Annotated in this window: 20 protein-coding genes and 1 pseudogene; 9 read left to right on the plus strand and 12 right to left on the minus strand. The window is 62.7% G+C overall.

Annotated features, from left to right (window positions below):
- Positions 1-127 precede the first annotated feature (127 nt).
- The 6 genes and pseudogenes from ACFVTG_RS21810 to ACFVTG_RS21835 all read left to right on the plus strand — a co-directional run bounded on the left by ACFVTG_RS21810 (position 128) and on the right by ACFVTG_RS21835 (position 7,154).
- Positions 128-980, plus strand: a pseudogene (locus ACFVTG_RS21810) (fumarylacetoacetate hydrolase family protein).
- 5 nt (positions 981-985) lie between these two features.
- On the plus strand, positions 986-1,468 hold the full coding sequence (locus ACFVTG_RS21815; protein ID WP_390282874.1) for a cupin domain-containing protein: 483 nt from the start codon (positions 986-988) through the stop codon (positions 1,466-1,468).
- 5 nt (positions 1,469-1,473) lie between these two features.
- Positions 1,474-2,346, plus strand: coding sequence for an acyl-CoA thioesterase (locus ACFVTG_RS21820; RefSeq protein WP_390282875.1), 873 nt, complete (start codon positions 1,474-1,476; stop codon positions 2,344-2,346).
- 53 nt (positions 2,347-2,399) lie between these two features.
- Positions 2,400-4,058 (plus strand): AMP-binding protein, encoded by a 1,659-nt coding sequence (locus tag ACFVTG_RS21825; protein WP_390282876.1) that lies wholly within the window; start codon positions 2,400-2,402, stop codon positions 4,056-4,058.
- Between the two features lie 12 nt (positions 4,059-4,070).
- Complete coding sequence (locus tag ACFVTG_RS21830) at positions 4,071-6,461, plus strand: bifunctional salicylyl-CoA 5-hydroxylase/oxidoreductase (RefSeq protein WP_390282877.1); 2,391 nt, start codon at positions 4,071-4,073, stop codon at positions 6,459-6,461.
- Between the two features lie 168 nt (positions 6,462-6,629).
- Positions 6,630-7,154, plus strand: coding sequence for an acyl-CoA thioesterase (locus ACFVTG_RS21835; RefSeq protein ID WP_390282878.1), 525 nt, complete (start codon positions 6,630-6,632; stop codon positions 7,152-7,154).
- Between the two features lie 294 nt (positions 7,155-7,448).
- On the opposite strand, the gene ACFVTG_RS21840 is transcribed toward ACFVTG_RS21835, so the two are convergent.
- The 7 genes from ACFVTG_RS21840 to ACFVTG_RS21870 are packed head-to-tail and all read right to left on the minus strand — an operon-like array spanning position 7,449 to position 16,051.
- Positions 7,449-8,687, minus strand: coding sequence for a M20 family metallopeptidase (locus tag ACFVTG_RS21840; RefSeq protein ID WP_390282879.1), 1,239 nt, complete (start codon positions 8,685-8,687; stop codon positions 7,449-7,451).
- A gap of 56 nt (positions 8,688-8,743) precedes the next feature.
- The gene (locus tag ACFVTG_RS21845) at positions 8,744-9,646 is read right to left on the minus strand and encodes a sugar phosphate isomerase/epimerase family protein (protein ID WP_390282880.1); all 903 of its coding nucleotides are present in this window, start codon (positions 9,644-9,646) and stop codon (positions 8,744-8,746) included.
- Positions 9,647-9,648: 2 nt separating this feature from the next.
- The gene (locus tag ACFVTG_RS21850) at positions 9,649-10,896 is read right to left on the minus strand and encodes a M20 family metallopeptidase (RefSeq protein WP_390282881.1); all 1,248 of its coding nucleotides are present in this window, start codon (positions 10,894-10,896) and stop codon (positions 9,649-9,651) included.
- On the minus strand, positions 10,890-11,723 hold the full coding sequence (locus tag ACFVTG_RS21855) for an ABC transporter ATP-binding protein (protein WP_390282882.1): 834 nt from the start codon (positions 11,721-11,723) through the stop codon (positions 10,890-10,892). The genes ACFVTG_RS21850 and ACFVTG_RS21855 overlap by 7 nt, the downstream gene beginning before the upstream one ends.
- Complete coding sequence (locus tag ACFVTG_RS21860) at positions 11,716-13,416, minus strand: dipeptide/oligopeptide/nickel ABC transporter permease/ATP-binding protein (RefSeq protein ID WP_390282883.1); 1,701 nt, start codon at positions 13,414-13,416, stop codon at positions 11,716-11,718. The genes ACFVTG_RS21855 and ACFVTG_RS21860 overlap by 8 nt, the downstream gene beginning before the upstream one ends.
- Entirely contained in the window at positions 13,403-14,467 is a 1,065-nt protein-coding gene (locus ACFVTG_RS21865) for an ABC transporter permease (protein WP_390282884.1), read from the minus strand. Before ACFVTG_RS21865 ends, ACFVTG_RS21860 begins: the two co-directional genes overlap by 14 nt.
- 27 nt (positions 14,468-14,494) lie before the next feature.
- On the minus strand, positions 14,495-16,051 hold the full coding sequence (locus ACFVTG_RS21870; protein ID WP_390282885.1) for an ABC transporter substrate-binding protein: 1,557 nt from the start codon (positions 16,049-16,051) through the stop codon (positions 14,495-14,497).
- A gap of 138 nt (positions 16,052-16,189) precedes the next feature.
- Between ACFVTG_RS21870 and ACFVTG_RS21875 the strand changes: the two genes are divergently transcribed.
- From ACFVTG_RS21875 to ACFVTG_RS21885, 3 genes are all read left to right on the plus strand, one after another.
- Positions 16,190-17,200 (plus strand): Lrp/AsnC family transcriptional regulator, encoded by a 1,011-nt coding sequence (locus tag ACFVTG_RS21875; RefSeq protein WP_390282886.1) that lies wholly within the window; start codon positions 16,190-16,192, stop codon positions 17,198-17,200.
- Between the two features lie 760 nt (positions 17,201-17,960).
- Positions 17,961-18,161, plus strand: coding sequence for a ribbon-helix-helix protein, CopG family (locus tag ACFVTG_RS21880; protein WP_390282887.1), 201 nt, complete (start codon positions 17,961-17,963; stop codon positions 18,159-18,161).
- Positions 18,158-18,520, plus strand: a complete 363-nt coding sequence (locus ACFVTG_RS21885; protein WP_390282888.1) for a type II toxin-antitoxin system death-on-curing family toxin — start codon at positions 18,158-18,160, stop codon at positions 18,518-18,520. Before ACFVTG_RS21880 ends, ACFVTG_RS21885 begins: the two co-directional genes overlap by 4 nt.
- A 1,416-nt stretch (positions 18,521-19,936) precedes the next feature.
- Here ACFVTG_RS21885 and ACFVTG_RS21890 read toward each other — a convergent pair.
- The 5 genes from ACFVTG_RS21890 to ACFVTG_RS21910 all read right to left on the minus strand — a co-directional run bounded on the left by ACFVTG_RS21890 (position 19,937) and on the right by ACFVTG_RS21910 (position 23,805).
- A complete protein-coding gene (locus ACFVTG_RS21890; protein WP_390282889.1) occupies positions 19,937-20,143 on the minus strand; it encodes a pyridoxine 5'-phosphate oxidase C-terminal domain-containing protein in 207 nt (68 codons plus the stop codon).
- 20 nt (positions 20,144-20,163) lie between these two features.
- Entirely contained in the window at positions 20,164-20,376 is a 213-nt protein-coding gene (locus ACFVTG_RS21895) for a hypothetical protein (protein ID WP_390282890.1), read from the minus strand.
- On the minus strand, positions 20,373-21,155 hold the full coding sequence (locus ACFVTG_RS21900; RefSeq protein WP_390282891.1) for a creatininase family protein: 783 nt from the start codon (positions 21,153-21,155) through the stop codon (positions 20,373-20,375). The genes ACFVTG_RS21895 and ACFVTG_RS21900 overlap by 4 nt, the downstream gene beginning before the upstream one ends.
- Positions 21,152-22,501, minus strand: coding sequence for an FAD-binding oxidoreductase (locus tag ACFVTG_RS21905; RefSeq protein WP_390282892.1), 1,350 nt, complete (start codon positions 22,499-22,501; stop codon positions 21,152-21,154). Before ACFVTG_RS21905 ends, ACFVTG_RS21900 begins: the two co-directional genes overlap by 4 nt.
- Before the next feature lie 104 nt (positions 22,502-22,605).
- Positions 22,606-23,805, minus strand: a complete 1,200-nt coding sequence (locus tag ACFVTG_RS21910; RefSeq protein WP_390282893.1) for an ABC transporter substrate-binding protein — start codon at positions 23,803-23,805, stop codon at positions 22,606-22,608.
- Positions 23,806-23,849: the final 44 nt, after the last annotated feature.

The following is a 23,849-nucleotide window of genomic DNA, read 5'->3' on the forward strand; positions in this document are numbered from 1 at the left end:
TCCTGGTGGGATGGCTTCTGGAAAAAGTTCACGAAAAGCTCTGTGCAGATCATTTCCGCCGTGCTACGTTGAGCATATGTGACGATCGTAAAAAAGTCGACACATCATTCTCGAAGGGACGGAAACCATGAAACTCGCCACCTTGCGCACGGCCGGACAGGGAACGACGGCGGCACTCGCCATGGATGCCGGCGCTTACGTTGTGCTCCCAGCCCGGGACGTCGGGGAACTGCTGGCACGGCCGGATTGGCGGGACCAGGTCCTTGAAGCCGGCGCGGCCAACGGCCGGGTCATTCATGAAGCCGGTGAGGTTGAATACGCCCCTCTTTTGCCCCGTGCCGGCAAGGTCATCTGCTGCGGCCTTAACTACGGGGACCACATCCAGGAGATGGGCAGGGAACTCCCTGAATACCCCACCCTGTTCGCCAAGTACGCGGACACCCTGGTGGGGGCGAATGACATTATCGAAGTCAGCGGCAGCGAGCGCGTCGACTGGGAAGCCGAGCTGGCCGTTGTGGTCGGTGCGGAACTTTTCCGCGCGGACGAGGAACAGGCCGCAGCGGCCATAGCCGGCTACACCGTGGCCAACGACGTGTCGATGCGTGACTGGCAAAACCGGACGCTGCAGTGGTTTCAGGGCAAGGCGTTTGATGCCACAACCCCCGTGGGGCCTGTCCTGGTCACACCGGACGAGGTGGGCGGCACGTTCGACGTCGTCGGCTATGTCAACGGCGACGTTGTCCAGAAGGGCAACACGGGCACCTTGGTGTTCGGCCCCGCACAGCTGCTTTCCTACATTTCCCAGTTCACCGTCCTGCGCCCCGGCGACCTCGTCCTGACCGGAACGCCCGGGGGGGGTGGGCATGGGGATGACACCGCCCCGTTTCCTGAACGACGGCGATGTTCTCACCACCGAAATCACCGGAATCGGACGCCTCGAAAACATAGTCCGCATCCGTCCAGCATCCATCAAGGAGTGAACCGTATGAACCAGACCGTTACCGATTACCGCCTCGAAGGCGACAACTCCATCTACGCACAGGCCGACGGCAAGGTAATCCCCGTTGTCACGCGTGCCGGAAACGAAGACACCAACACCGCCCAGTCAGGGGACTGCATCCGCGTGTCGGGCGTCAGCATCCAGCACACACCTGCCACCAAGATCTGGTTCGGCCAGGTGTCCAACACCCCCGGCTACCGCTCGCTACCGCACCACCACGGCGAGGCTGAAACCGGCGGCTACGTGCTGCGGGGCCATGGACGCATCTACTTCGGTGAGAACTACCAGGAGTTCCTCGACATGAAGGCCGGCGACTGGGTCTTCGTTCCCCCCTTCATGCCCCACGTGGAGGCAAACATGTCTGTTACCGAAAACCTGGTCTGGCTCACCGCCCGCACCCCGGAGAACCTCGTGGTCAACCTCGCAGACGTCCCCGACGAAACTCTTGCAGACTACCGCAGGGCCTAACCGCCATGATCACCGGTACCCTCACATCCGAGACTTTCCTGCGGGCAGTCGAGCTCACCCCCGCCCCGGCAGAGGTCTACGACGAGGCTTATGAGGCAGTGACCCAGTACGTTCCCTGGCCCAAGGCCTACGGCGGGGACATGGTGGCCCAGGCGGCCGCGGCGATGATGCGCTCAGTCGACGGCGACAGGGCACTGCACTCAATGCACAGCTACTTCATGCGGCCCGTCGACGTCGGGGCAACCGTCCGCTACGAAGTGGAGCGGCTGCGTGACGGCCGTGGGTACTCAACCCGGGCCGTCCGCGGCTTCCAGAACGGCAAGGCGGTCTACGCAGCGATGGGCTCGTTCCAGGTTCCCGAGGACGGCCGCAACTTCCAGCCCCCGGCTCCCGCCGCCGTCGAACCTGTCTCGCTGCGCAGTGCAGCGGAAGTGCTGGAGGAAGCAGACGGTCCTGCTGCCGACTACTGGTCCACAGGGCGGAGCTTCGACATGAGGCATATACAAGGCCCGGTCTACCTGGAACTGGAGGGCGGTCCCGTCCCCAGCCAGGCAATCTGGGTCAAGGCCTTCGACACCCTGCCGGACGACGCCGACCTGCACCGCTCCGCGCTGGCCTATGTCTGTGACTACACCATCCTGGAGCCGCTCCTGAGGGTCAACGGCCTTCACTGGTCCAGCCCCGGACTTGCCACCGCCAGCCTGGACCATTCCATGTGGTTCCACCGCGACGGCCGCGCTGACCAATGGATCCTGTATGCCCAGGAAGCCGTATCCGGCCAGAGCAACAGGGGCCTGGCGATGGGCCGCTTTTTCGACCGGCAGGGAAGGCTCCTTGCCACGGTCGCCCAGGAAGGCATGATCCGCCCCGGCGCCTGATCGTCCTCCACCTAACCATCAGCTTCACCGACGCATCATTGAAAGGAACGGCCATGAGCATGACGCCATCGGCCCACGTGGACACGTTCACCCGCGACCACCTGCCGCCCGCCAATACCTGGCCGGTACTGGAGTTCACGCTCCCCGAACTCCAGTATCCCGAACGGCTCAATGCCGCCGGCGCGCTCATCGACAGTGCAGTCGCTGAGCACGGCGCGGACAGGCCGGCGCTTCTGGCCGCTGACGGTAGCTTCTGGACCTACGGCGAACTTCAGCAGCGCGCCAATCAGGTAGCCCAGGTCCTCACGGAAGACCTGGGCGTCGTGCCCGGAAACCGCGTACTGCTCCGGGGCCCCAATAACCCCTGGATCGTCGCCGCCTGGCTGGGCGTCCTGAAAGCCGGCGCGGTGGTGGTGACTACCATGCCGATGCTGCGCTCAGGTGAAATTGCCACCCTGATCGAGCTCACGAAGCCCGTGGTGGCAATTTCCGATCACCGGTTTGTTGACGATCTGAGGACAGCAGCAGTTGGTAACGTTTCTGTTCTGGCCTACGGACAGGACGACGGCGACGACCTTACCGTCCGTTGCGCATCCAAGAGCGGAAAGTTCACCGCCGTCGACACCGCTGCTGACGACGTTGCACTGCTGGGTCCCACCTCGGGCACCACCGGCGTGCCGAAGGTGACCATGCACTTCCACCGGGACATCCTGGCCAATGCGGACACCTTCGCCCGGCACATCCTGCAGCCAACCGCCGACGACGTTTTTGCAGGCTCGCCTCCGCTCGCTTTCACCTTTGGCCTGGGCGGGCTCGTGGTGTTCCCGCTGCGTTTCGGCGCATCCGCTCTGCTCACTGAGAAAGCCGGGCCGGTGGAGCTCGCCGAACACTCGGCGGCTGCCGGGGCGACTGTCCTTTTTACCGCGCCCACCGCTTACCGGGCCATCCTGAAGGAGAACCGTGCCGACCTCCTTCGTGGCCTCCGCGTTGGTGTTTCTGCCGGCGAGCACCTTTCCAGGGAAACCTGGGAAGCTGTCCGGAACGCCACGGGGCTCCGGCTGGTCAACGGGATCGGTGCCACCGAAATGCTTCACGTATTCATCTCCGCCGCTGGAGATGATATCCGCCCCGGCACCACCGGCAGGGCGGTGCCGGGATATCGGGCCACCGTTGTGGACGAGAACGGCAACGAACTGGGGCCGGGACATCTTGGACGCCTGGCAGTCATCGGCCCCACCGGGTGCCGCTACCTTGATGATCCGCGTCAGGCCAAGTACGTCGTTCGCGGCTGGAACGTCACTGGCGATACCTTCTTCATGGACGAGGACGGCTACTTCACCTACCAAGCCCGGTCCGACGACATGATCGTGTCCTCCGGCTACAACATCGGAGCGCCCGAAGTTGAAGCGGCCATTGATCAGCACCCTGACGTTGTGGAGAACGCTGTCATCGGCCGTTCCGATCCCGAGCGGGGCACTATTGTCTGCGCGTTCGTGGTGCTACGCGACGGCGTCATCGGGGACGCCATCAAGCGCAAGGAAATCCAGGATTTCGTGAAGGACACCATCGCGCCCTACAAATACCCGCGGGAGATCCGTTTCGTCTCCGAGCTGCCGCGCAATCCCAGCGGAAAACTGCAGCACTTCAAGCTCCGCGACAGCGTCGAGGGCGAAACCCAACAACTTACGGCCGCCGGCCAGACCCAGGCATAAAGGAGCAAGACCATGAAAATCGCAATTGTCGGAGGCGGCCCCGGTGGCCTGTACTTTGCAGCGCTGATGAAGCAGCTCGACCCGTCCCACGAGATCACCCTCTGGGAGCGCAACGCAGCAAACGACACGTTCGGCTTTGGCGTCGTCTTTTCGGATGAAACACTCGGCGGAATCGGCAACGCGGACCCCGTCGTGGCCGAGTACATGAGCCGCCGCTTCGCCCGCTGGTCCGACGTCGACGTCCACTTCCGTGGCGAAATGATCAGCGTCGGCGGACAGGGCTTCGCCGCGATGAGCCGCAGGGAACTGCTGGAACTGCTCCAGCGCCGCTGCGCCGAACTAAACGTTGACCTGCGCTTCCAGACGCTGGCCCCTGCCATCGAGGAACTCGAAGCAACGCACGATCTGGTGCTCGCAGCTGACGGCGTAAACTCGCAGATCCGTGCAAAATACGCCGATGCTTTTGGCCCCGACTTGGATCCGCGCCGTAACAAGTACATGTGGCTCGGTACGGACCAGGTGTTCGAGGCCTTCAAGTTCTTCGTCAAGGAAACCGAGTGGGGCACCATGCAGATCCACGGCTACCCGTACTCCGACGAAGGCTCTACGTTCATTGTCGAGATGCACGAGGATGTGTGGCATGCCGCCGGCTTCGACGAGACCGCCAATGAGGTCTTTCCCCCGGGCGTCTCGGACGAGAAAGCCATTGCCAAAGTCCGCTCCATCTTTGCTGAGGAACTGGACGGCTACGACGTCCTGTCCAACAATTCGAAGTGGCTTAACTTCAACACCGTCCGCAACCGCAGCTGGCGCAAGGACAACGTGGTGTTGATTGGCGACGCAGCCCACACCGCCCACTTCTCCATCGGCTCCGGCACCAAGCTGGCGATGGAAGACTCGCTCGCCCTGGCCGCCTGCCTGCATGAACACCCGCACCTGGACTCGGCCCTCTCCGCTTATGAGGCGGAACGCCGCCCCGTTGTCGAATCCACCCAGCGCGCGGCGCAGGCGTCCCTTGAATGGTTCGAACGCATCGGCCAGTACAAGGACCAGGATGCTACCCAGTTCGCCTTCAACCTGCTGACCCGCAGCCGCCGGATCACCCAGGAGAACCTGCGCCTGCGTGATCCGGAATTCGCCGCCGAGGTGGAGCGGAATTTCGCGGAGGCCCAGGGGCTTGCCGGGAGAGCGCCGGCCATGTTCCAGCCGTTCCGCATTGGCGGACTGGAAATCAAGAACAGGGTCGTGGTGTCTCCCATGGACATGTACTCCGCCGTGGACGGCATGCCCGGTGACTTTCATAAAGTCCATCTCGGCTCCAAAGCCCTGGGCGGTGCCGGCTTGGTCATGACCGAAATGGTGTGCGTCTCCGAGGCCGGTCGCATCACCCCAGGCTGCACGGGACTGTACACGGACAGGCAACGTGAGAGCTGGAAGGAAATTGTGGATTTCGTGCACGGCACATCCACTGCCAAGATCGGCGCGCAGATTGGCCATTCCGGACGCAAAGGCTCCACCAAGCTCATGTGGGAAGGGATCGACGAGCCCTTGGAGACCGGCAACTGGCAGGCGGTAGGCCCGTCCGCCGTCGCTTACGGGCCGATGAACCAGATTCCCCTGGAGTTGGATCGGCCCGGTATGGAGGCCATCAAGGAGGAGTTCGTCGCCGCGACGCTCCGGGCTGAAGAGGCAGGATTCGACCTCCTCGAGGTCCACGCCGCCCACGGGTACCTGCTGTCCTCGTTCCTCTCGCCTGTTTCCAACCGACGGAATGACGAGTACGGCGGCAGCCTGGAAAACCGGCTGCGGTTCCCGCTGGAGGTGTTCGACGCCGTACGCGCGGCTTGGCCTTCCAGCAAGCCGGTGACCGTGCGCATCTCCGCTACGGACTGGATCGACGGAGGCAACACTTCCGACGATTCAGTGCAAATCGCCCGGGCTTTCGTGGCGCACGGAGCCGCAGGCCTGGACGTCTCTACCGGCCAGGTGGCGAAGGAGGAAAAGCCGGCCTACGGCCGCAGCTACCAGACACCGTTCGCCGACCGCATCCGCCAGGAAGTGGCCGCGCCTGCAGGCGTGGCAGTTATCGCCGTCGGCGCCATCTCCAGCTACGACGACGTGAACTCGATCCTCCTTGCCGGCCGGGCCGACCTCATCGCGCTGGGCCGCACGCACCTTTACGACCCTCAGTGGACCTTGCACGCCGCCGCTGAACAGGAATACCAGGGCCCGGGCGCACAATGGATTCCACAGTTCAAGGCCGGCAGGCGCAAGCCGCCGGGCTCCCGGACGGACGCCGTACGTCCCCGCCTGTCCCTGCTGAAGGAACCGGACGCTGAAACCGCCACACCGCATCTCCGTTGGACCCCTGCGTCCGCCGCTGCATCGGTCCTAGTGAGGTAGCCGTGGCCGCCGCACCGGCCACCAGCTGGAACGTGCCCAAGCGCAGCACCACCATTGTCTGTTCTGCTGAATAGTGCCCGTTTACGGTCGCAATATCTGGCTGGCTAGCATCATGAAGAAGGCTGGCTACGATCGCGGCTCATCCCTCACCATCCTGCTAGGAGAATCATGGATCACATTGAGAAGCTGGGGAGTGCAACCCCGGAGGGCGCGGGAAGCTCCGACGCGCATTTTCCGGAGGCAAGTGTTGAGCGGACCGTGGAGTGGGTGGATACGGACGCTTCGGGTCACCAGCACAACTCCGCCATTCTGCGGTGGGTGGAGGCGGCAGAGGCGGACCTCTTCCGAAAGCTGGAACTGCCGGACTATTTTCCCAGCGCCCCCCGCGTCCAGCACGTGATCAATTACAAGGCCAAACTGTGGTTCGGCCAGCGCGTGAGGGCAACGGTGAGAATCAGCGCGCTTGGCCGGACCTCGCTGACCATGGCCTTCGAGGTCCACGGAGACTCTCTAATTGCTCCTGACGACGCAAGGTCGAACGACGGCACGCTGGCCGCGTTCGGCACAGTCACCACGGCGCACGTACCGCCGGGAGCAGCCACAGCACAGCCCTGGCCTGAGAACTTCGTCAAAGCTCTTCGGGGTAAGGTAAACACGGCCCTGCCACTCGATAGGTCTACTTCCAATTGCTAAGCAGTACGCAGTGAGATGGCCGTCGGAGACTCCGTTCCTGACAGCGTCACCAACGATGTGGTCCGTGCCCGCCTCACGGAGTTCGAGGCCGACAACGGCTTCATGCTGGACGGTTACTCCTGTTGGCCGCGAGGATCACGCCAGCTGCTTTTGCAAATAGTGGACCGCCCTCATGAAACCCGCCCGGACGCACAATTTTGCGCCCACGATTTCCGGCCGTAGGCGATTGGTCCGTCCGGCATAAAGGACATCACCGCCGGGGTTCCAGGACGCGGGCCCCGCCCACCCCGCGAATCAACGGGACAGCCGCGAGTCTTCGCCAAAACTGTCCTTGATCCTGTGAACCAGGTTCGGCGAAAGGAACAGTTGCACCGCTGTTAGCGCCATGAGAAGGGCACCGTCCAGGACTGCGCTGTCGCCCTCCGGCCCTCCGGCCAAGGCGGCTGCCTCGCGGCTGTGCATGCCGACGCCGGGGGCGAGTTCCAGGTTCGACTGGACCGCGGGCAGGATTTGGCTGACGTTGCCCATGTCGGTTGAGCCGGGGAATGCCTCCGCCCTTGTCGGCTCGGTACGCCTGCCGATACGCGGAAAATTGTCCTCGAGCAGCCCCGCCAGGATCATATTAGGGTTCAGGGAAGCGTAGGCCGGAGCAGGCATGACAATTTCGACTTCGGTTCCTGTGGCTAGGGCGGCGCCGCGGGCGCAGTTCTGGATGCGGGGCAGGAAATCGTCCAGGAGCTCCCTGGTGTCAGGGGCGCGGACGTAAGCCCGGATCGATGCCGTTTCCGGGATGATATTGGGCACGTCGCCACCGTCTGTGATGACCGCATGGACCTTCACTTCGGGGGGCAGTTGCTGCCTGAGCAGGCCAATGGCGTTGAGCGTCAACACCGCTGCATCTAGGGCGTTCAGTCCTCGTTCGGGACTGACAGCCGCATGGGCTGCCCGCCCCATGAAACGGAATTCAAGGGGGACGCGTGCGAGAGTCGACATTTGGGCTAGGTTCTCACCCGATGGATGGATGATCAGCGCCACGTCGATTCCTTGCAGGCACCCGCCGTCGATCAGGTAGGCCTTGCCGGCTCCGCCCTCTTCGCCAGGGCTCCCGACGACGACGATCCGCCCTGGAACCTGTGGATTTCGCTGCAACCAGTCCTTTGCCAGGAGGGCCGCTCCGAGGCCGGCGGCTGCTATGACGTTGTGGCCGCAGCCGTGGCCGATTTCCTCGAGTGCGTCGTACTCGCAAAAGAACGCGAGCGTCGGGCCGCTTTCACCGCGCGCCTGCCCGGCTTGGGTGTATTCGGCGAGGAACGCCGTCGTTAAGCCCCCGACGCCGGTCTCCACCTCGAACCCCTCGCGCTTGAGCGTGTCGCTGAGCAGCCCTGAAGCGAAGTGCTCCTCGAAACGAATTTCCGGTCGGGCATGGATGACGTGGCTGACGTCCAGGAGCGTCCCGGAAACCCGGACAAGAGCGTCCCGCAAAACACGCTCTGCCTCTTCTCCCAGTTGATGATCCCGATCAATGTCGTTCATATGCATGGCGCTATTCATAGTGTCCTCGATTCAATCTGTGGTGGCCGTTCGCAGTCTCAGGCCCGCTGCAGGGCGGAGAGTTCCGCGAGCCAGGACGCCGACATGTTGATGCTTTCCTGTGGCGTGGGAGTGGTACCCCGGTCCACTTCGATGACGATCCAGCCGTCGAATTCCTCCGGAAGGGCGTCCATTATGGCGCCGATGTCCAAGTCGCCCCTGCCCAGCTCAGTCCAGATTCCGGCCCGCGAGGATTTTCGGTAGTCCCATCCCTCTTGGCGGCTGCGACGGGCAATGTCCGCCCGGAAGTCCTTGATGTGTACACCTGCCACCCGGTCTGCGTACTCCGCGACCAGGGCGGCGGGGTCCACGCCCGTCCAGGCGAGGTGTCCGGCGTCGGGCCCGAAGCGCAAGATCCCAGGGTCCACGGAATCCAACACGAAACGGGCCTCTTCGGCCGTCTCCACCCAAGTTCCAACGTGCGGGTGCAGGGCGGCCACGCCGCCCTCAGTGGCGATCAGTTCGGCGGCCTCGGCCAAGAAGTCCCGCGCCCGCTCCAAGCGTTGCTGTGAGGCTCCATACCCGATGGCGGGGTGCTCCACCCGGTGATCGTCGGGCCCCATTCCCATGGCCAGAAACAGGAGCGGATTCCCGAGAGCCATGTTGTCCCGGGCCCTGGACACCGCCCGTTCGAGGCTCGCTTTCCGTTTCCAGGGATCGTCGGACCCCGTGAGGCCCGCGTACCCCGGCCCCGGTTTTAGGCCATGTTTGGCCAGCAGGTCCCCGTAGACCGCGGCGCTCATCGAGGCCGGGACCTCCGACTGAACCGCCGTAAAACCCGCGGCAGCAATCTGCGCGAGCCTGGCTTCCAAAGGTGGCGCCAGTGTCGGATCAAGCCAGCCGTCCGCCGTCGCGAAATATTGTAGGGGGTTCAGGGCGAACTTCGCCCAGGTGAGCGCCATTCCTAATTTCCCTTCGGGGATAGCCCGCTGTGGGCGGCCGGCGTCGGGGGATCAGGCGCGAAGCTTTCCTTTACCTCGCGCATCAATTCGGGGGACCGGAATAATTGCACCGCGGTCATGGCCAAGAGGAGGGAACCGTCCAGGACAGCCCGGTCGCCTTCCGCTCCTCCAGCCAGGGCGGCTGCCTCGCGCGTGTGCATACCAACACCTGGCTCTAACTCAATAGTCGGGTGGATCGACGGAATGATCTGGCTGACGTTGCCCATGTCCGTTGATCCGGGGAATGCCTCCGCCCGCGGCGGATCCGTACGCCTACCGATGCGTTGGAAGTTCCTTTCGATCAGCTCGGCCAGGACCCTGTTCGGATTCATGGCCGCATACGCGGGAGCCGGCGCGAGGATTTCCACCTCGGTTCCTGTGGCCAGGGCGGCACCGTGGGCGCAGTTCTGGATGCGGGGCAGGAAATCGTCCAGGAGTTCCTTGGTGCCAGGGGCACGGACAAACGTCCGGATCGATGCCGTTTCCGGGATGATGTTGGGCACCTCGCCGCCATCGGTGATGACCGCGTGGACTCGCACGTCAGGGGGCAATTGCTGCCTGAGCAGGCCGATGGCGTTGAGCGTCAACACCGCTGCATCGAGGGCATTCAATCCGCGCTCTGGACTGACTGCCGCATGAGCCGCCCGTCCCGTGAAACGGAAATCAAGACTAACCCGCGCCAACGTCGCCATCGAAGACAAGCTAAATCCTTCGGGGTGCACCATCATGGCCGCATCGATTCCTTCAAGGCATCCGCCGTCGATCAGGTAGGCCTTGCCGGCGCCGCCCTCTTCGCCAGGGCTCCCGACGACGACGATCCGCCCTGGAACCTGTGGATTTCGCTGCAACCAGTCCTTTGCCAGGAGGGCCGCTCCGAGGCCGGCGGCTGCTATGACGTTGTGGCCGCAGCCGTGGCCGATTTCCTCGAGTGCGTCGTACTCGCAAAAGAACGCGAGCGTCGGGCCGCTTTCACCGCGCGCCTGCCCGGCTTGGGTGTATTCGGCGAGGAACGCCGTCGTTAAGCCCCCGACGCCGGTCTCCACCTCGAACCCCTCGCGCTTGAGCGTGTCGCTGAGCAGCCCTGAAGCGAAGTGCTCCTCGAAACGAATTTCCGGTCGGGCATGGATGACGTGGCTGACGTCCAGGAGCGTCCCGGAAACCCGGGTCAGGGCGCTCCGCAAAACGTGTTCGTCCTCGTCCACTTTCAGCATGTTCGGACCGCCATTTCGACACCGGTTTGCCGGGGCTGCGGGTCGATGGAGAAGCCAGGGACCCCTGGGATCGAGCTCAGTAGCTTCCGGGTGTAGGGATGCTGCGGGTTGTTGAAGAGCTTGGCCGTTGCCGAGTGTTCGACTATTTCCCCGTGGTACATGACAACTACTTCGTCGCTGACTTGCCGGACTACCGAGAGGTTGTGGGATATGAAAACCATCGTCAATCCAAGTTCAACGCGCAACCGGGCAATCAGGGCGAGAATTTCGGCTTGGACCGATACATCCAGGGCGGACGTAATTTCGTCCGCAATAACCACCGTTGGGTCAAGAATCAGCCCCCGGGCGATTGCTACACGCTGACGCTGGCCCCCCGAAAACTCGTGGGGATACCTGTGGATCGTGTCCGCCGGCATCTTGACGGTTTCCAGCCAATGCACGATTTCGTCGCGATGTTTCCGGACGCTCGCCCGGCGGGGATCGAGGGCCTCGGCCAAGGCCTCGCCGATGGTGCACCTGGGGTCCAGCGAGGAATACGGGTCCTGCGGAATCATCTGGACGGAACGCCTCAGTTGTGATCGCTGTGCCCTCCGTATCGAGGAAACGTTGAGGCCGCCGATAGTGACACTTCCGGCGGACGGGCGGAGCACGCCCACGAGGGTCTTGGCCAAGGTGGATTTTCCCGACCCGGACTCGCCAACGATCCCTACCGTGCGGCCTGCACGGACGTCCAGCGAGATCCCGTGCAAGATGCGGGGCGCGGATCTTCCCGAGCCGTATCTCACCTCAAGGTCGCGAACTTCGATTGCATGTGAAACCTCAGGCATTGTGTCCTCCAATACTGGCTCCGGAGACCGCCGCTAAGCGCGTTGTCAAAGGTGCATTGATGTCCGGCGTTGCTGCGAGCAAGGAACGCGTGTAGCTGTGCTGCGCACGTTCCACGCTGAGGTCGGATGCTTTGATCTCCTCGACTATCTCGCCGCGATACATCACGATCACGCGGTCACAGATGGCGCGAACCACTCCGATGTCGTGGGATATGAACATCATGGACGTTCCGTAGTCCCTGTTAATCCGTTTGAGCTCACGAAGGATGTCCGCCTGGACCGTGACGTCCAGCGCCGTGGTGGGTTCATCCGCAATGATCAGGCGCGGTTCCGAGGCCAACGCTGACGCAATCATTGCCCGCTGGCGCATTCCGCCGGACAATTCGTGGGGATGCTGCCTAAGCCGGAGTTCCGGCGTCGTCATATGAACAAGGCGGAGCGATTCCAAGATGCGTGTCCGCGCCTTAGCCCGCGTGAAGCCTTTGTGAGTGGTGAGCACTTCGCTGAGCTGGGTTCCCATGCGAAGGGCCGGGTTGAACGTGGATCCAGGATCTTGGTAAACGAGGGCCACGGTCTCAGCCATCCGACGGGCCGGAAGGGGCCGGAGGAGGTCAAGTCCATCGACGGACAGACGCGCGGCTGTTGACGAAAGCCCGTCCGGAAGCAGCCGCGCGAGAGCCATTGCTGTGAGCGTTTTGCCGGACCCACTTTCTCCCACGATTCCGACGATCTCGCCGTCTTTGATGCCGAAAGAGATGCCCTTGACGAGGAGTGTGTCACCAGCGGAAATCCGCAGTTCGCTGACGGAGGCGAGATATGAATCTTCCGGAGCGGGCGCTCCGGAGTGTTTCATTGTTGACCGAACCTGTTTGCTGGACGAGCGGGGATTTGCTGCGGCGGCCAGGCCGTCGCCAATCAAAATGGCAGAGAGCCCCGTCAGGATGATCAATGCCGCAGGACCGACCATTTCATAGGGCCTTCCCGCCAGAAGCGAGGGAAGGGATTCGTTGAGGAGCTTGCCCCAGTCGTAAGCGGGAGACTGGACGCCGAGTCCCACGAAAGACAGCGCCGAAATTGCAGTAAGGGTCTGGGCAAGGGTTGAAGCGGAGAGTACAAGCAGGGGCTCTGCCATGTTCGGCAGCAGGTGCTTGATGACCATTCTTCCGTTCCTGACGCCGAGGAGCCTCGCGGTGGTGATGAACTCTTGTTGCGACACCTTGGCAGCGAGGTTTGCTGTCAGACGGGCGAAATAGGGGATGCCCGACACGCCGATCGCAACGACAGCCGAGATGCCGCCCGCGCCGAGGATGGCAGCAACGACGAGAGCCAGCAAGAGTCCCGGGAAGGCAACCATTCCGTCGATAACCCGGAGGCAAATCTCCCGGGGCCGGCCCGGCATGAGCCAAACCCCCGTCCCGGCGAGCACGCCTGCGATGACGGCTATCGCGGTTGCGCCCGCGGTCATCAGCAGCGTTAGCCTGGTCGCCACAAGGCTCCGCAGCAGGAGGTCATGACCGGCGGTATCTGTTCCCAGCAGGTGCCCGGCCGATGGCGTGTGGCGTGCACCCATCGTGTCGGCGGCGTCGCTGAAGGCAATCGGCGCGAGGATGGCTATGACGAGAACCACAAGAAACAACGCGACGCCGACGGCGAGTCCGAGGTTCCAGCGTGAGCGGCGGCTACGAGAGTGCATGGGAGCCTCCAAGGTTGCGTCGGTCGATCAGGCCGAGGATGAGGTCCACCAGCAAATTGATGACAGCGGCGATGAGGCCGATGACGATGACCATTCCTTGGATGACGGGATAGTCACGATCGAGGATCGCCTTGATGATGCCGGTCCCCAATCCAGGGATGGCGAAAACGGATTCGATGATGATGGCGCCGCCGATCATCCCGGTAAGGATGAGCCCGCTCAACGTCAGCGTCGTCGTCAGGAGGTTGGGGAGCGCCCATTTGATGTATTGCTTTGCGGCCGGGAGCCGCCAGCCTCGTGCAGTGCGCATGTAATCGTTCTCAAGGACGACGGCGGTTTCCCTCCGTACGACCCGTGAGATGGTGCAGATCGGGCCAAGAGCGAGTGCTGCGACGGGCAGCACGAACGATGCCGCGCCCAGCCTTGGCGCATATGCCGGAGGAAGGACAGGGAAAACTCCGACGCCAAGCGCCAACATGACCACGAGGAACGAGGCCGTAATGTATCCCGGCACGGAGTCAACGAAGCCTGTGATCACGCCGAAGGCCGCATCGAGCCAACTGCGGCGGCTGCCTCGGGTGAGGATTCCCATCACGATGCCCAGGGGGACGCCGATGATGAGTACTGTGATGATGCCCGCCGTTGCGATGGTAGCTGTGAACGGCAGCCGGCTCATGATGATGGTGCCGACAGGTTGGCCATACTGGAAGGATGTGCCGAGATCCCCCGTGAGGACATGGCCAACGAAACTCACGAATCGCTCTCCCAGGGGGAGATCGAGCCCAAGCTGGTGGCGGATCCGCTCAATATCCGCGAGATCCGCGTTCGCTCCAGCGATGGCGTACACCGGGTCGCCGGGGATGAGTTGAACGATGAGGAATGAGGCCACCACGAGGGCCAGGAACGTTGCGGCAAGGCTTCCGACCCGCCGGATGGCGAAACTCAGCCAGGGCGATTTTGTGCGTGCCAGGCGCTCGGTCAGCCGGGGTGCGGCCCCCGGAGGGCGTGTTGCCTGTGTCGATGGCAGCTGCGCCGATGTGTATTCGGTCATCAGGGACTACTTTCGGGGATTCACGTGCTATTTAGTGATGCGGAGAGTTGCGGCGTCCATGTAGTCGCCGAAGGCGCGGATGCTGAATCCTTTAGCGACGACGGTGGTGGTGGGCAGCGTGGAAAGCGGGACGGCGTCCACACGCTTGAGCAGTGAGGCCTGGGCCGCTTGGAAGGCGGCGCAACGCTGGCCAGTGTCCACAGCGTTCATGCCTGCCGTGAGTGCTGCGTATCCTTCGTCGTTGACGACGCCCGTCTTGTTGCGGCCGCCGCTTTCGGCGGCTGGACCCATGATTCGCAGCAGCGAAGACGGCAGGGTCCCCATCAGGTTGTTGTCGCCTTGGATGTTGATATCCCAGTCGGTGCCGCCCTTGGAGGTCAGGCTCGACCAATTGGCATTGTCGAGTGACTGGAGCGCGACGTCGGCACCCGCCTTGCGGAGGCTCTCCGCTATGTACTCATTGCCTTTGGTGATGAGGGTGGTGCCCACAATCCGGATCTTGACGCCCTTGAGGGCTTGAGCGGCAGCGCTCGCGTCCATCCCGGTCACCAACGAGGAATCGGTGTTGACGCAAGGTATTTGCGATGATCCGACCGATAGTGTCGTCTTTCCCCGTGAATTGCTCACTATATCGCTGAATGCCTTCGGATCGATGGCCTGTGCAACGGCCTTACGAAGATCCTGGCGGCCCGCGAAGGCGGCCCCGGACCGTTCATTGAAGATCAGGTAGGTGGTGTTGTTGGACGTGCTGGTCATGGCGAAGTTGTTGTTGCCATCGAACCGCGCGACGTTCTCGTCTGCCATCACGCCGACGTCGAGGCTCCCCGCCTGGAGTTGCGTCGCGATCGTGGAGTAGTCGTTGATCGGCCTCAGGACGATGCTCTTGGCGGGAACGCCCTCGAGCGGTTTTGAAAACTTCGGCCACGCGTTGTAGCCGTCCCGGAGTGAGAGGGCGTACGACGATGCGGGCTGAGACGATACCAGGGTGTAAGGTCCCGAAAAAGCCGCCTTGACTGAGCCGGTTGCGAGTCCCTTAAGGTCCGCGAGACCCGCCGGGCAAACAATTCCGGCCTGTGGGATGGACAGGCCGGTCAGAAAGTCGGACCATCCCTTGGAGAGCTTGACCGCAACAGTCCCGGCCTTGTCGTCAGGACTGAAGGTCGCTGTTGAAGAGCCGAACGCCAAGGAGCGGCCGGACGAGCCTGTTGCCGCTGCCGCGAAGCGAGTGAGCGACTTTGCGACGATCGACGGCGTGATGGGCGTCCCGTCAGCACACTTCGCATCGCCGCGGATGGTCAACGAATAGTTCGACGCGTCCCGCGCATCCCATGTGGAGGCAAGCCCACCCACAAGGACACCGTTGTCATCCTTACGCAGTAGCGTGTCGAAGAGCAGGGGTGCCACCGTGTAGTCGTCCGCTGATCGGGCAAGGGTAGGGTCGAAAGAGGAGGGGTCCGTGCTGAGCGACATATTCACCGTGTCGGTCGAACCGGCAGAGGTGGCGGCGCTGCCACCGCAACCAGTGAGTACGAAGGCCGCAGCGGTAGCGAAAACAGAGGCCGTGATGAGTGATCGTTGGAACATTCGTTCTCCAGTGATGACGGGTGTTGCGGAATGAAGACGGTCGTCCCAGAGTAGGGAAGTGTTCAGAGTTTCGGGTTTTTTCGCCCGATATGCGCAAGGATCTGGCAGATTGGTCCAGCTTGGTGCATGATTCTGTGCATGCCTGATGCCTTGGATTTCCAAATTATTAACGCGCTGCAGATCCATCCCCGGGTCTCCTGGACCCAATTGGGCAAGATTCTCGCCGTGGATTCGTCCACCATTTCCAGACGGTGGAACACCCTGCTTTCAGAGAGGCTGGCTTGGGCGAGCTGCTATGACAGTGGGACGTTGGGCACGGCGGGAGCGGTGTTCGCGCTGGTCGAGGTGCGTTGCGTCTCGGGCCGACGCGGGGAGGTCATTGAGGAACTGGTCCGGCAGCCTGCGGTCTTCAGTGTGAACTGTACGTCCGGTTCGCGGGATCTCTATCTGATGCTCGTTGCTTCCACCCTGGTCGAGACGGATCGCTACGTGGACGCGCATATCTCCTCGATTCCGGGGATCATCGGCACGCGCACGCACTACCTGCGGACCATCTACCGTGAGTCCTCAAGTTGGCGGTTGAATGTCCTCAAACCGGGCCAGGTGGATGCCCTCGAAAAGCTGCGGCCGTCAGCCAAGAATGTCGAGCACAAGCCGGCATACGACGCCATCATTGCCGCGTTGCGCGGCGATCCCCGCCGGACGGCGGCACAGGTGCAGGCCGAGGTCGGCCGGTCCATCTCCGTGATTTCCCGGGACATCGACGCGATCCTCGCCGCCAAATGGGTGCGGTGGCACGTTGACTTCGCGCAACAGATCATGGGCTGGCCTGCTGCCGCTGTGCTGTGGCTGGACGTCAACCGCGCGGACCACGAACGCGTGGTTGCCTCACTGAAAATGCTCAACCAAGTCCGGGTATGTGCATCGGTCACGGGCCAGGCCAATCTTTACGTGCTTCTCTGGCTACGCGACCTGGAGGAACTCGACGATCTTGAACACAGGTTTACGTCCGCCTTTCCCCGCGTCCAGATCAAGGACCGGTGGATCATTCCCCGCATCGCCAAGCGCCAGGGCCACATTCTCGACGACGACAGCCGCCATCAACAGTTCGTTCGGCTGACGAGCCAAACGGGCGGCCTCGAAGATTAGGGATCGGCATACCATTGCGGGTCGAGTCGCCTTAGCGCCCCGCCCCGAAGGAGGTTAGGAGTTCGAATCTCCTCAACTCTACAGTGAAGGCCCTTTGACCTGCGGAAACGTTTGGTGGGAGGGCTTTTTCACGTTTAGTTTTGATCCCACTCCACGGAAACCACACCTTTCGGAGCGAAAACCGTCCGCGCCGGCGACCGTTGAGGGCTGCCCGCGCGCCGTCCTTGATCCGCTGGACGCGGTTGGCGATGACGACATGCGGTGATCGACACGATCACGGCTTCCGAGAAGCCCTGCTAGCGAGGCACGCCCGACTTTGGTATAGCGCTCGACCGAGACGCTGGCCAACATCGCAACCTCTTCGCGCCGCAAGCCGGGGACGCGGCGCTTGCTGCCCCCGATCGACGGCAGGCCGGACTGCTCCGCCACCGCACTAAACCGCACCTCCTGAAGTTAGCGGAAGCGGCCAGCAGAGCAGGCGACGATCCCAGGGTGCCCGCCGTACTCCCTGAAAAGTGCAGAAAACCGGCCTAAGCCCGCCACGCGTTTACCCCACGGAAACGATGAAAACCGCTGACATGTCACGGGTCCGGCATCGCACCAATAACGCTTAGATTCCGCGGATTTTCTAGCCACCACAAGCCCTTAGGCAGAGAACGAAAAGTGTCCTCCCGTGAGGAAGAGGTCAGGAGTTCGAATCTCCGTTTCTCAAGCCTCGTTGGTACTGGTTTGGTACCATGAGGTACCATGAGGAATGGCCATGAATTTGCGTGTTCCCGAGGACCTCGACCGCCGTCTCGATGAGCTTGCCGCTGAGGAGCACACGTCCAAGTCCGCGCTGCTGCTCCAGGGGGCTGAGCTGGTCCTGCAACGGCACGGCCGGCGTCGGGAGATCAATGAGGGTCTGGATTTCGTGATGATCCATGACGCAGATCTGCTCAAACGACTTGAGGACGCGTGAGTTCGTACCTCGAAATCGAGGACGCTCTGCAGGTGATCGACCGTTACGGGTTTCACGTCCGTGACGTCGGGTTGCTCGCCGCCGCCCTGGCGCGTCCCGCGACGACGGTCATGGGCGCGGAAGCCTACCCTCAACTGGCCATGAAGGCTTCGGCGCTGCTTGAGTCCGTGGCGAGGTTTCATCCGCTCATCGATGGCAATAAGCGCACCGCGTGGACGCTGATGGTCCTTTTGCTGTGGATCAACGGCTACCGACACGACTTCAACACCGACGAGGGGTTCGACTTGGTGGTGGGCGTGGCCGCCGGCGACATCGATTTGCAGGGGAGCGCGATCCTGATCGAGAAACACCTGATCTAACGGTAGGCCTAGCGGACGGGACCCTAATCTGATTTCCGGCATTCTTTGACGTGCGCTCGGTGGGGGAGCCTGCAGGGGGCAGATTTAAGGGTGTGTACAACATACACACTTTTCGCTTCGGATCGGGGCGTACATCGGCCGGACTGGCCCGGATTGGCCATGTTTTCGGGAGTTCCTTGTGTTTCCGGGGCCTGGAATGCGGTTCGAGTCCCGCCTCGGGCACAGCATTCACCCTCGTCAGAGGGGTTTTTGCTTTAACGTGTGTATAAAGCTTGTGGTGGCGTGCCTCTGACGCTAAGTTCGCGGGCTTTGGCCTGGCCGCCGCGGTGGCCTATTCGGGTGTGTGAGTGGCGAGTTCAGGGTTCTGGCTGGTGGGCCCTTCGCTTGCTCTGGGGTGGGGTCATACGCGTCTCCTTGCTGGTTGTTCTGGTGGCCGCGGTTGGTCTTTTACTTATTCATTTCCCAGGGTTGTGGTGATGACATGACTGGGTTGAATATCTTCAAAATTCTTCTCCTTCGGTTCGTGCCTTCTGTACCGTTTGGGTCGGGGCCGGACGCCATTAGTCCGGCCCAAGGCAGTGTGGACATTGTCCACACTTAAGTCTGCTTTTTGTTGTCGCTCATGCGTGCTTCGCTTCTGGGTTCCCGGTCTACATGAGTACATTCAGCCAAGGGGCCTGGGCGACATGACTTCCAGGTAGTTACAACGTCCTGTTGGAGCTGTAGGTGCCGGCCGTTGACAGTGGGGCTGCACGTCGCGCCGAAAGCCCTGAAACGGTCCAAAGAGCGGATCAAACAGCTAACGTCCCGGAAGTGGAGCATCACAATGGGTGAGCGCATCGCGCGCCTGAACCGGTTTGTCCGGGCTGGGTGGGCTATTTCCGACATGGCCGACACTCCGAATACATTCACGGATTTGGCTAAGTGGTGCCGGTGCAGATCTCATGCCCGCCGATGGGCAGTTCTGCTGGCCGTCAGTGGGCATTTCTGTGGCCGCTTACGGGCAGTTCTTCATGGCCGCTAACACCTCCTACTAAAACTGGGGAGAATCGGTTTCACACCTTTCGAGGTACGTTCGTATCTACGGGGCCGGTGAGGGTGACTCCTGCCGTCAGCAGCCGCAGTTCCCGGATGTCTTCGGCAAGGCTAGCGCTCGGCACCGGCTTGCGGCATCGGTCAGGATGGATTCTTCTCCAAAGGGTCTCCTGGTCGTCTTAGCGATGTACTCCTTTCGTTGTGGACGTGGATGCTGCGCTGGGTTGCTCCGCCCATGGGAGCGTTCCGGCGGAGCGGGGGGCCGCCCCGGCGCACCCAACGGGAACGGGGTTCTGCCGAACCCTGATGTGGGGTCGCTGTCGAGATGGCGGGGTTCCCTGCAGCGATGGGAAACCCCGTCAATGCGTGTTGTTCCTTTGTTCAGCCCGCCAACCTGTCGAGTGGCCATGCGTTGGCTATGTACCGGTATTCAAGACGGCTTGAGGGCCCGTCGGAATCGCCGCGCCAGAATGTCATCCGGCGCGGGGCAATTTTGTATCCGTACCAACTGGGCGGCGCGAGAAGTGAGCCGGGTGGGTGCGCTTCAGCGAACCGCTCCCAACCGTCACGGCGTTCCGCGAGCGGCATCCGGGCCGTCTGGTCATCGTTTACCCAGGCGAGCAAGCGAGGTAGCGGCTACGTTGCTGGAACACGGAGGCCGCCTCCTCGTCCGAAACCCGGTGGACATCACCCTGCACAACCAGCTGCCTGTGCCCGTCTTCGTGCTCGGGTAGCCATTCCTTGGCTAATGCCAGCGGGTCCGTTGGATCCGGATCGGGATGCGCCGTATCAATGCCGAACGTCGTGGAGGAGGTGATCATAAGCCTTCTCTTGCCGGACGGAAGCGCGAGATTTCCACCAACGCCGCGGTGGCCTGCGAGACTGCGGCCTCGAAGATTTCGGCGCCGTCAGCGGTGTTGGCACGCGTCGGATCACCGATCACGCCGCTCGGGCCGAAGTCGTCGGAGAGCCAGCCAAAGCTGACTGGTTTGGAATGGAATCCGATGTACTCAGCGTCGGCAATATGGGAGGGCACGTTTCGCTCCGCGAGCGACATGTCCACCAAATCGGGCCGGATGTGCATGATAAGCGAGGTTTCGCCATGGCCGCCATGGATGCCGAGACCGCATTCCTCCTCTGGCGGCTCGACGCCGTCAGCCGATACATGGACCCCTACGAGGAATGTATTGAGGCCGAAGCGGCGGCGGATCTCCCTCAACGCGACCTGCAAGAGCGCCACATTTCCGCCATGCCCGTTCAGGAACACGAGGGTCCTTGCCGGAGTGGAGGCCACCGACCGGCCGATGTCAATCACGGTCTTCATCATGGCGTCCCAGCTGAGCCATACAGTCCCTGGAGCCCAGGCGTGTTCATCCGATTTGGTGTAGGCCAGCGTTGGCAGCATCCAGACGTCGGTGCCGGCCGCGGCGGCGCGTTCTACGGCGCTGCTTCCCACCGCGTCGGCAAGGAGGTAGTCAGTGATCAGGGGCAGGTGTGGACCATGGTGTTCGACCGCACCGGTAGGCACCACCACCACCGATGATGGAGTGAGCATGGAAGCGGCAGCGGGGCCGGACAGCTCTGCCAGATTGCGGGTCATCTCTGGGCCTCCACCGTCATGAGGCCGTGTGGCTGCTTTTCGTCGCGGACGAGTTTCCCGGGGTTCAGGAGCCGGAAGGGGTCGGTCACGGCCGCGAGGTCCTTGGTCCGTCGGACTTCGAAGTCAACGAACCACTGGTGTGGGTTGTGAACACGCACTCCAAGGTCTTTAAGCCGCTCCAGGCCGGCTTCCATCTGGGCTTTGCTCTCATAGCGCCCGGCGAGCATGCCGATCGGATAGTCGCGCTGCGCCTCGATGTGGAGCATTCCGCCGGAGTAAACCGCGTGGACTTCGTCGATCCGTTCGATCAGCGCACCACCTGCCACTTCGACGTGGAAGTAGGTGTCAGGTTGTGCTTTCTGTAGCCACTCGACTGGATGGTTGTACGAGATCATGCTGAGTTTAATGACTGCCTGCGGGCCGACCCGGACGTCTTCCACCCGTCCGCCCGTTTGTTCGACGAGGGCGGTGGCTGCGGGCAAGGCCGCGACATCCAAAATGGCGCGCAGGCTGGCTCGGCCGGCGGGGATGGCCGCATCGGTTGGTAGTGCCGCGGCGAGCATCGGCGGGTCGGCCGAGACGAGGCGCGGGGTCGGTGTGGCTTGCCCGAGCTCGCGGATGATGGACAGCGCCCCCTCGAAGGCCGGGAAGCTTGCGTAGAAGGCGCGCCACTCACGCAGTGGTTCGAGTTTGACGGTGGCGCGGACAATGATCCCGGCGGTGCCGTAGTTGTGAAGGTAGCTTTGCGCCTCTGCGCCCTCTACCCGGATCATTACCGGATCGGCAACGGCATGGACTACGTCCAGTGCTACGACGAAGCCCGACTCGGAGATGACACCGTGTTCAATGGAGCCGGTTCCGCCTGAACCGCCGGAGAGGAACCCGCCGATGCTGCTTTGGGCCGTGGACGGGTACATGAGCAGTTCCTGGCCGGCGGCGCGGGCTGCTGTCTCCAGCTGGATCATGGTGGCCCCTGCCTCTGCGGTCACGAAACCATCCCCGACGCCGAGGATCGCCTTTGCCCTGGAGAGGTCCAGGACTAAGCCGCCGGGCATGGGGATTGCCTGGCCGTAGTTGCCGGTGCCTTTGCCTCGCGGGGTGATGGAGACGCCGTGGCGCACCGCAGCCCCCACGGCCTGGACGATCTCATCGGCCGTGGCAGGGAAGGCGACCAAGTCCGCGAGACCGAGCGGAAGCTGTTCCATGATGACGGGTGAAAGCTTTGCTCCATCGATCGAGGCCTTCTCGCGCATCGCCAGTTCGGTACTGACGCCGCGTTCGCCCAGAATGCTGCGCAGTTCCGCAGCCAGCGCATCGATTGTTGATGTGGGGTAGGTGTCATTCATGGTTATCGTTCTCTCTTCAAGAAAAGGGTTGACGCCGGGGCCGGCCGTGCCGTTGTTAGGGCGCGGCCGGCGGCGGTGCTCTTCTGGTGCTGCTGTTTGCGCTGTTACTTCAGGCCGATTGAGGTGTCGATGTACTTGTTGGTGTAGATGTCTTCGGCCTTCAGCCCGGGCTTGGGGTTGCTGTCCAGCTTGGTGAAGAGCGGGATGGATTCGTCGACGACCTTCTTCACGCGATCGGCGTCGAAATCGCCCAGTGTGGTGTTGCTGCCGTTGCCCACAATCTTCTGGTCGATCATGGTCTTCACCGAGAAGTCGGCGACGCCCTGGGAGTAGACCCAGCCCGTGTTGTACTCCTTGACCAGGTCAAGGATGAGGCCCTCAACGGGCTTGGGGTCCTTGAAGAAGTCCACCTCGGCCTGCTGGAGCACAGGCACGAGCTTGGCGAGGCAGCCACCCAGCTTGGATTCATCGCTAGACCGGACGGAAACGGCGGCCTGGTAGATCTGCCATCCCGTGTCGTGAATGAGCTGGTAGGCAACTGGCTTCTTCCATGCCGATACTTCATTTTGGTAGATGTACGGTTCGGCGCTGGCGAAGCCCTGCTGGGCGTCCTTGCCGCCGCCGGCGACGAAGTTGGCTGGGGTTCCGTCGTAGCTTCCGTCCACTACCTTGTCGGAAAGGATGCCCTTCGCCTTCAGGTACTCCATCCAGGCGGAGCCGCCGAAGTAGCGCACCACGCCGCCGCTCGCGGCCAATTCGGTTCCGAGCTCGGCGATCGTTTTCGCCTTGTGCGTGTCCGGGTCCCACATGATCATTTGCGGGTTGATGTCCAGGGGAGCGAATACCGCCTTTGTGGGCATTTTTGCGGACAGCTGGACGGCTTCATCGGTGTTGATATAGCCCAGAGTGATGGCCGGGTCCTGGTACATCTGGGACGCTACGCTTTGGAACCCGATGGCGGGGCCGCCGGAACGGATCTCCACGTTGACGCCGGTGGACTTGCCGCTGGCGTAGAGGGGGCCGGAGACGGACTTGTTGCCGGCGTCGATCTTGGGGTTGGGGCCGAGCAGCTGGTAGAGGTGCCCGTGCTCGCTTTCAGGGTTCCAGTCGGTCTGGATGACGACGTTCGCCGGGCAGCCGGCCGCCTTAAGGTCAACCGATCCGATGCTCTGGTCTGCCGCGCCTGCGGCAGGTGCCGTGGCGTTGGACGTGCCGCAGGCGCTGAGCGTGAGCGCGGTGAGGGCCGCGACGCCGGAAAGGACAATCGCGCGGGCCGGGGTGTGGGGTTGTGTTGGGCGGTGCATGTGTCTCCTCGTGTGGGGAAGGGCAGAACGTGCGGTGGAACGGT

It is taken from the genome of Arthrobacter sp. NPDC058127 (genome assembly GCF_042884555.1).
In the GTDB taxonomy this organism is placed as follows: domain Bacteria; phylum Actinomycetota; class Actinomycetes; order Actinomycetales; family Micrococcaceae; genus Arthrobacter.

What these genes read in the sequence shown, in the direction of transcription:
- ACFVTG_RS21815 (WP_390282874.1), top strand. Translation starts at nt 986, where the DNA reads ATGAACCAGACCGTTACCGATTACCGCCTCGAAGGCGACAACTCCATC.
- ACFVTG_RS21820 (WP_390282875.1), top strand. Translation starts at nt 1,474, where the DNA reads ATGATCACCGGTACCCTCACATCCGAGACTTTCCTGCGGGCAGTCGAG.
- ACFVTG_RS21825 (WP_390282876.1), top strand. Translation starts at nt 2,400, where the DNA reads ATGAGCATGACGCCATCGGCCCACGTGGACACGTTCACCCGCGACCAC.
- ACFVTG_RS21830 (WP_390282877.1), top strand. Translation starts at nt 4,071, where the DNA reads ATGAAAATCGCAATTGTCGGAGGCGGCCCCGGTGGCCTGTACTTTGCA.
- ACFVTG_RS21835 (WP_390282878.1), top strand. Translation starts at nt 6,630, where the DNA reads ATGGATCACATTGAGAAGCTGGGGAGTGCAACCCCGGAGGGCGCGGGA.
- ACFVTG_RS21840 (WP_390282879.1), bottom strand. Translation starts at nt 8,687, where the DNA reads ATGAACGACATTGATCGGGATCATCAACTGGGAGAAGAGGCAGAGCGT.
- ACFVTG_RS21845 (WP_390282880.1), bottom strand. Translation starts at nt 9,646, where the DNA reads ATGGCGCTCACCTGGGCGAAGTTCGCCCTGAACCCCCTACAATATTTC.
- ACFVTG_RS21850 (WP_390282881.1), bottom strand. Translation starts at nt 10,896, where the DNA reads ATGCTGAAAGTGGACGAGGACGAACACGTTTTGCGGAGCGCCCTGACC.
- ACFVTG_RS21855 (WP_390282882.1), bottom strand. Translation starts at nt 11,723, where the DNA reads ATGCCTGAGGTTTCACATGCAATCGAAGTTCGCGACCTTGAGGTGAGA.
- ACFVTG_RS21860 (WP_390282883.1), bottom strand. Translation starts at nt 13,416, where the DNA reads ATGCACTCTCGTAGCCGCCGCTCACGCTGGAACCTCGGACTCGCCGTC.
- ACFVTG_RS21865 (WP_390282884.1), bottom strand. Translation starts at nt 14,467, where the DNA reads ATGACCGAATACACATCGGCGCAGCTGCCATCGACACAGGCAACACGC.
- ACFVTG_RS21870 (WP_390282885.1), bottom strand. Translation starts at nt 16,051, where the DNA reads ATGTTCCAACGATCACTCATCACGGCCTCTGTTTTCGCTACCGCTGCG.
- ACFVTG_RS21875 (WP_390282886.1), top strand. Translation starts at nt 16,190, where the DNA reads ATGCCTGATGCCTTGGATTTCCAAATTATTAACGCGCTGCAGATCCAT.
- ACFVTG_RS21880 (WP_390282887.1), top strand. Translation starts at nt 17,961, where the DNA reads ATGAATTTGCGTGTTCCCGAGGACCTCGACCGCCGTCTCGATGAGCTT.
- ACFVTG_RS21890 (WP_390282889.1), bottom strand. Translation starts at nt 20,143, where the DNA reads ATGCCGCTCGCGGAACGCCGTGACGGTTGGGAGCGGTTCGCTGAAGCG.
- ACFVTG_RS21895 (WP_390282890.1), bottom strand. Translation starts at nt 20,376, where the DNA reads ATGATCACCTCCTCCACGACGTTCGGCATTGATACGGCGCATCCCGAT.
- ACFVTG_RS21900 (WP_390282891.1), bottom strand. Translation starts at nt 21,155, where the DNA reads ATGACCCGCAATCTGGCAGAGCTGTCCGGCCCCGCTGCCGCTTCCATG.
- ACFVTG_RS21905 (WP_390282892.1), bottom strand. Translation starts at nt 22,501, where the DNA reads ATGAATGACACCTACCCCACATCAACAATCGATGCGCTGGCTGCGGAA.
- ACFVTG_RS21910 (WP_390282893.1), bottom strand. Translation starts at nt 23,805, where the DNA reads ATGCACCGCCCAACACAACCCCACACCCCGGCCCGCGCGATTGTCCTT.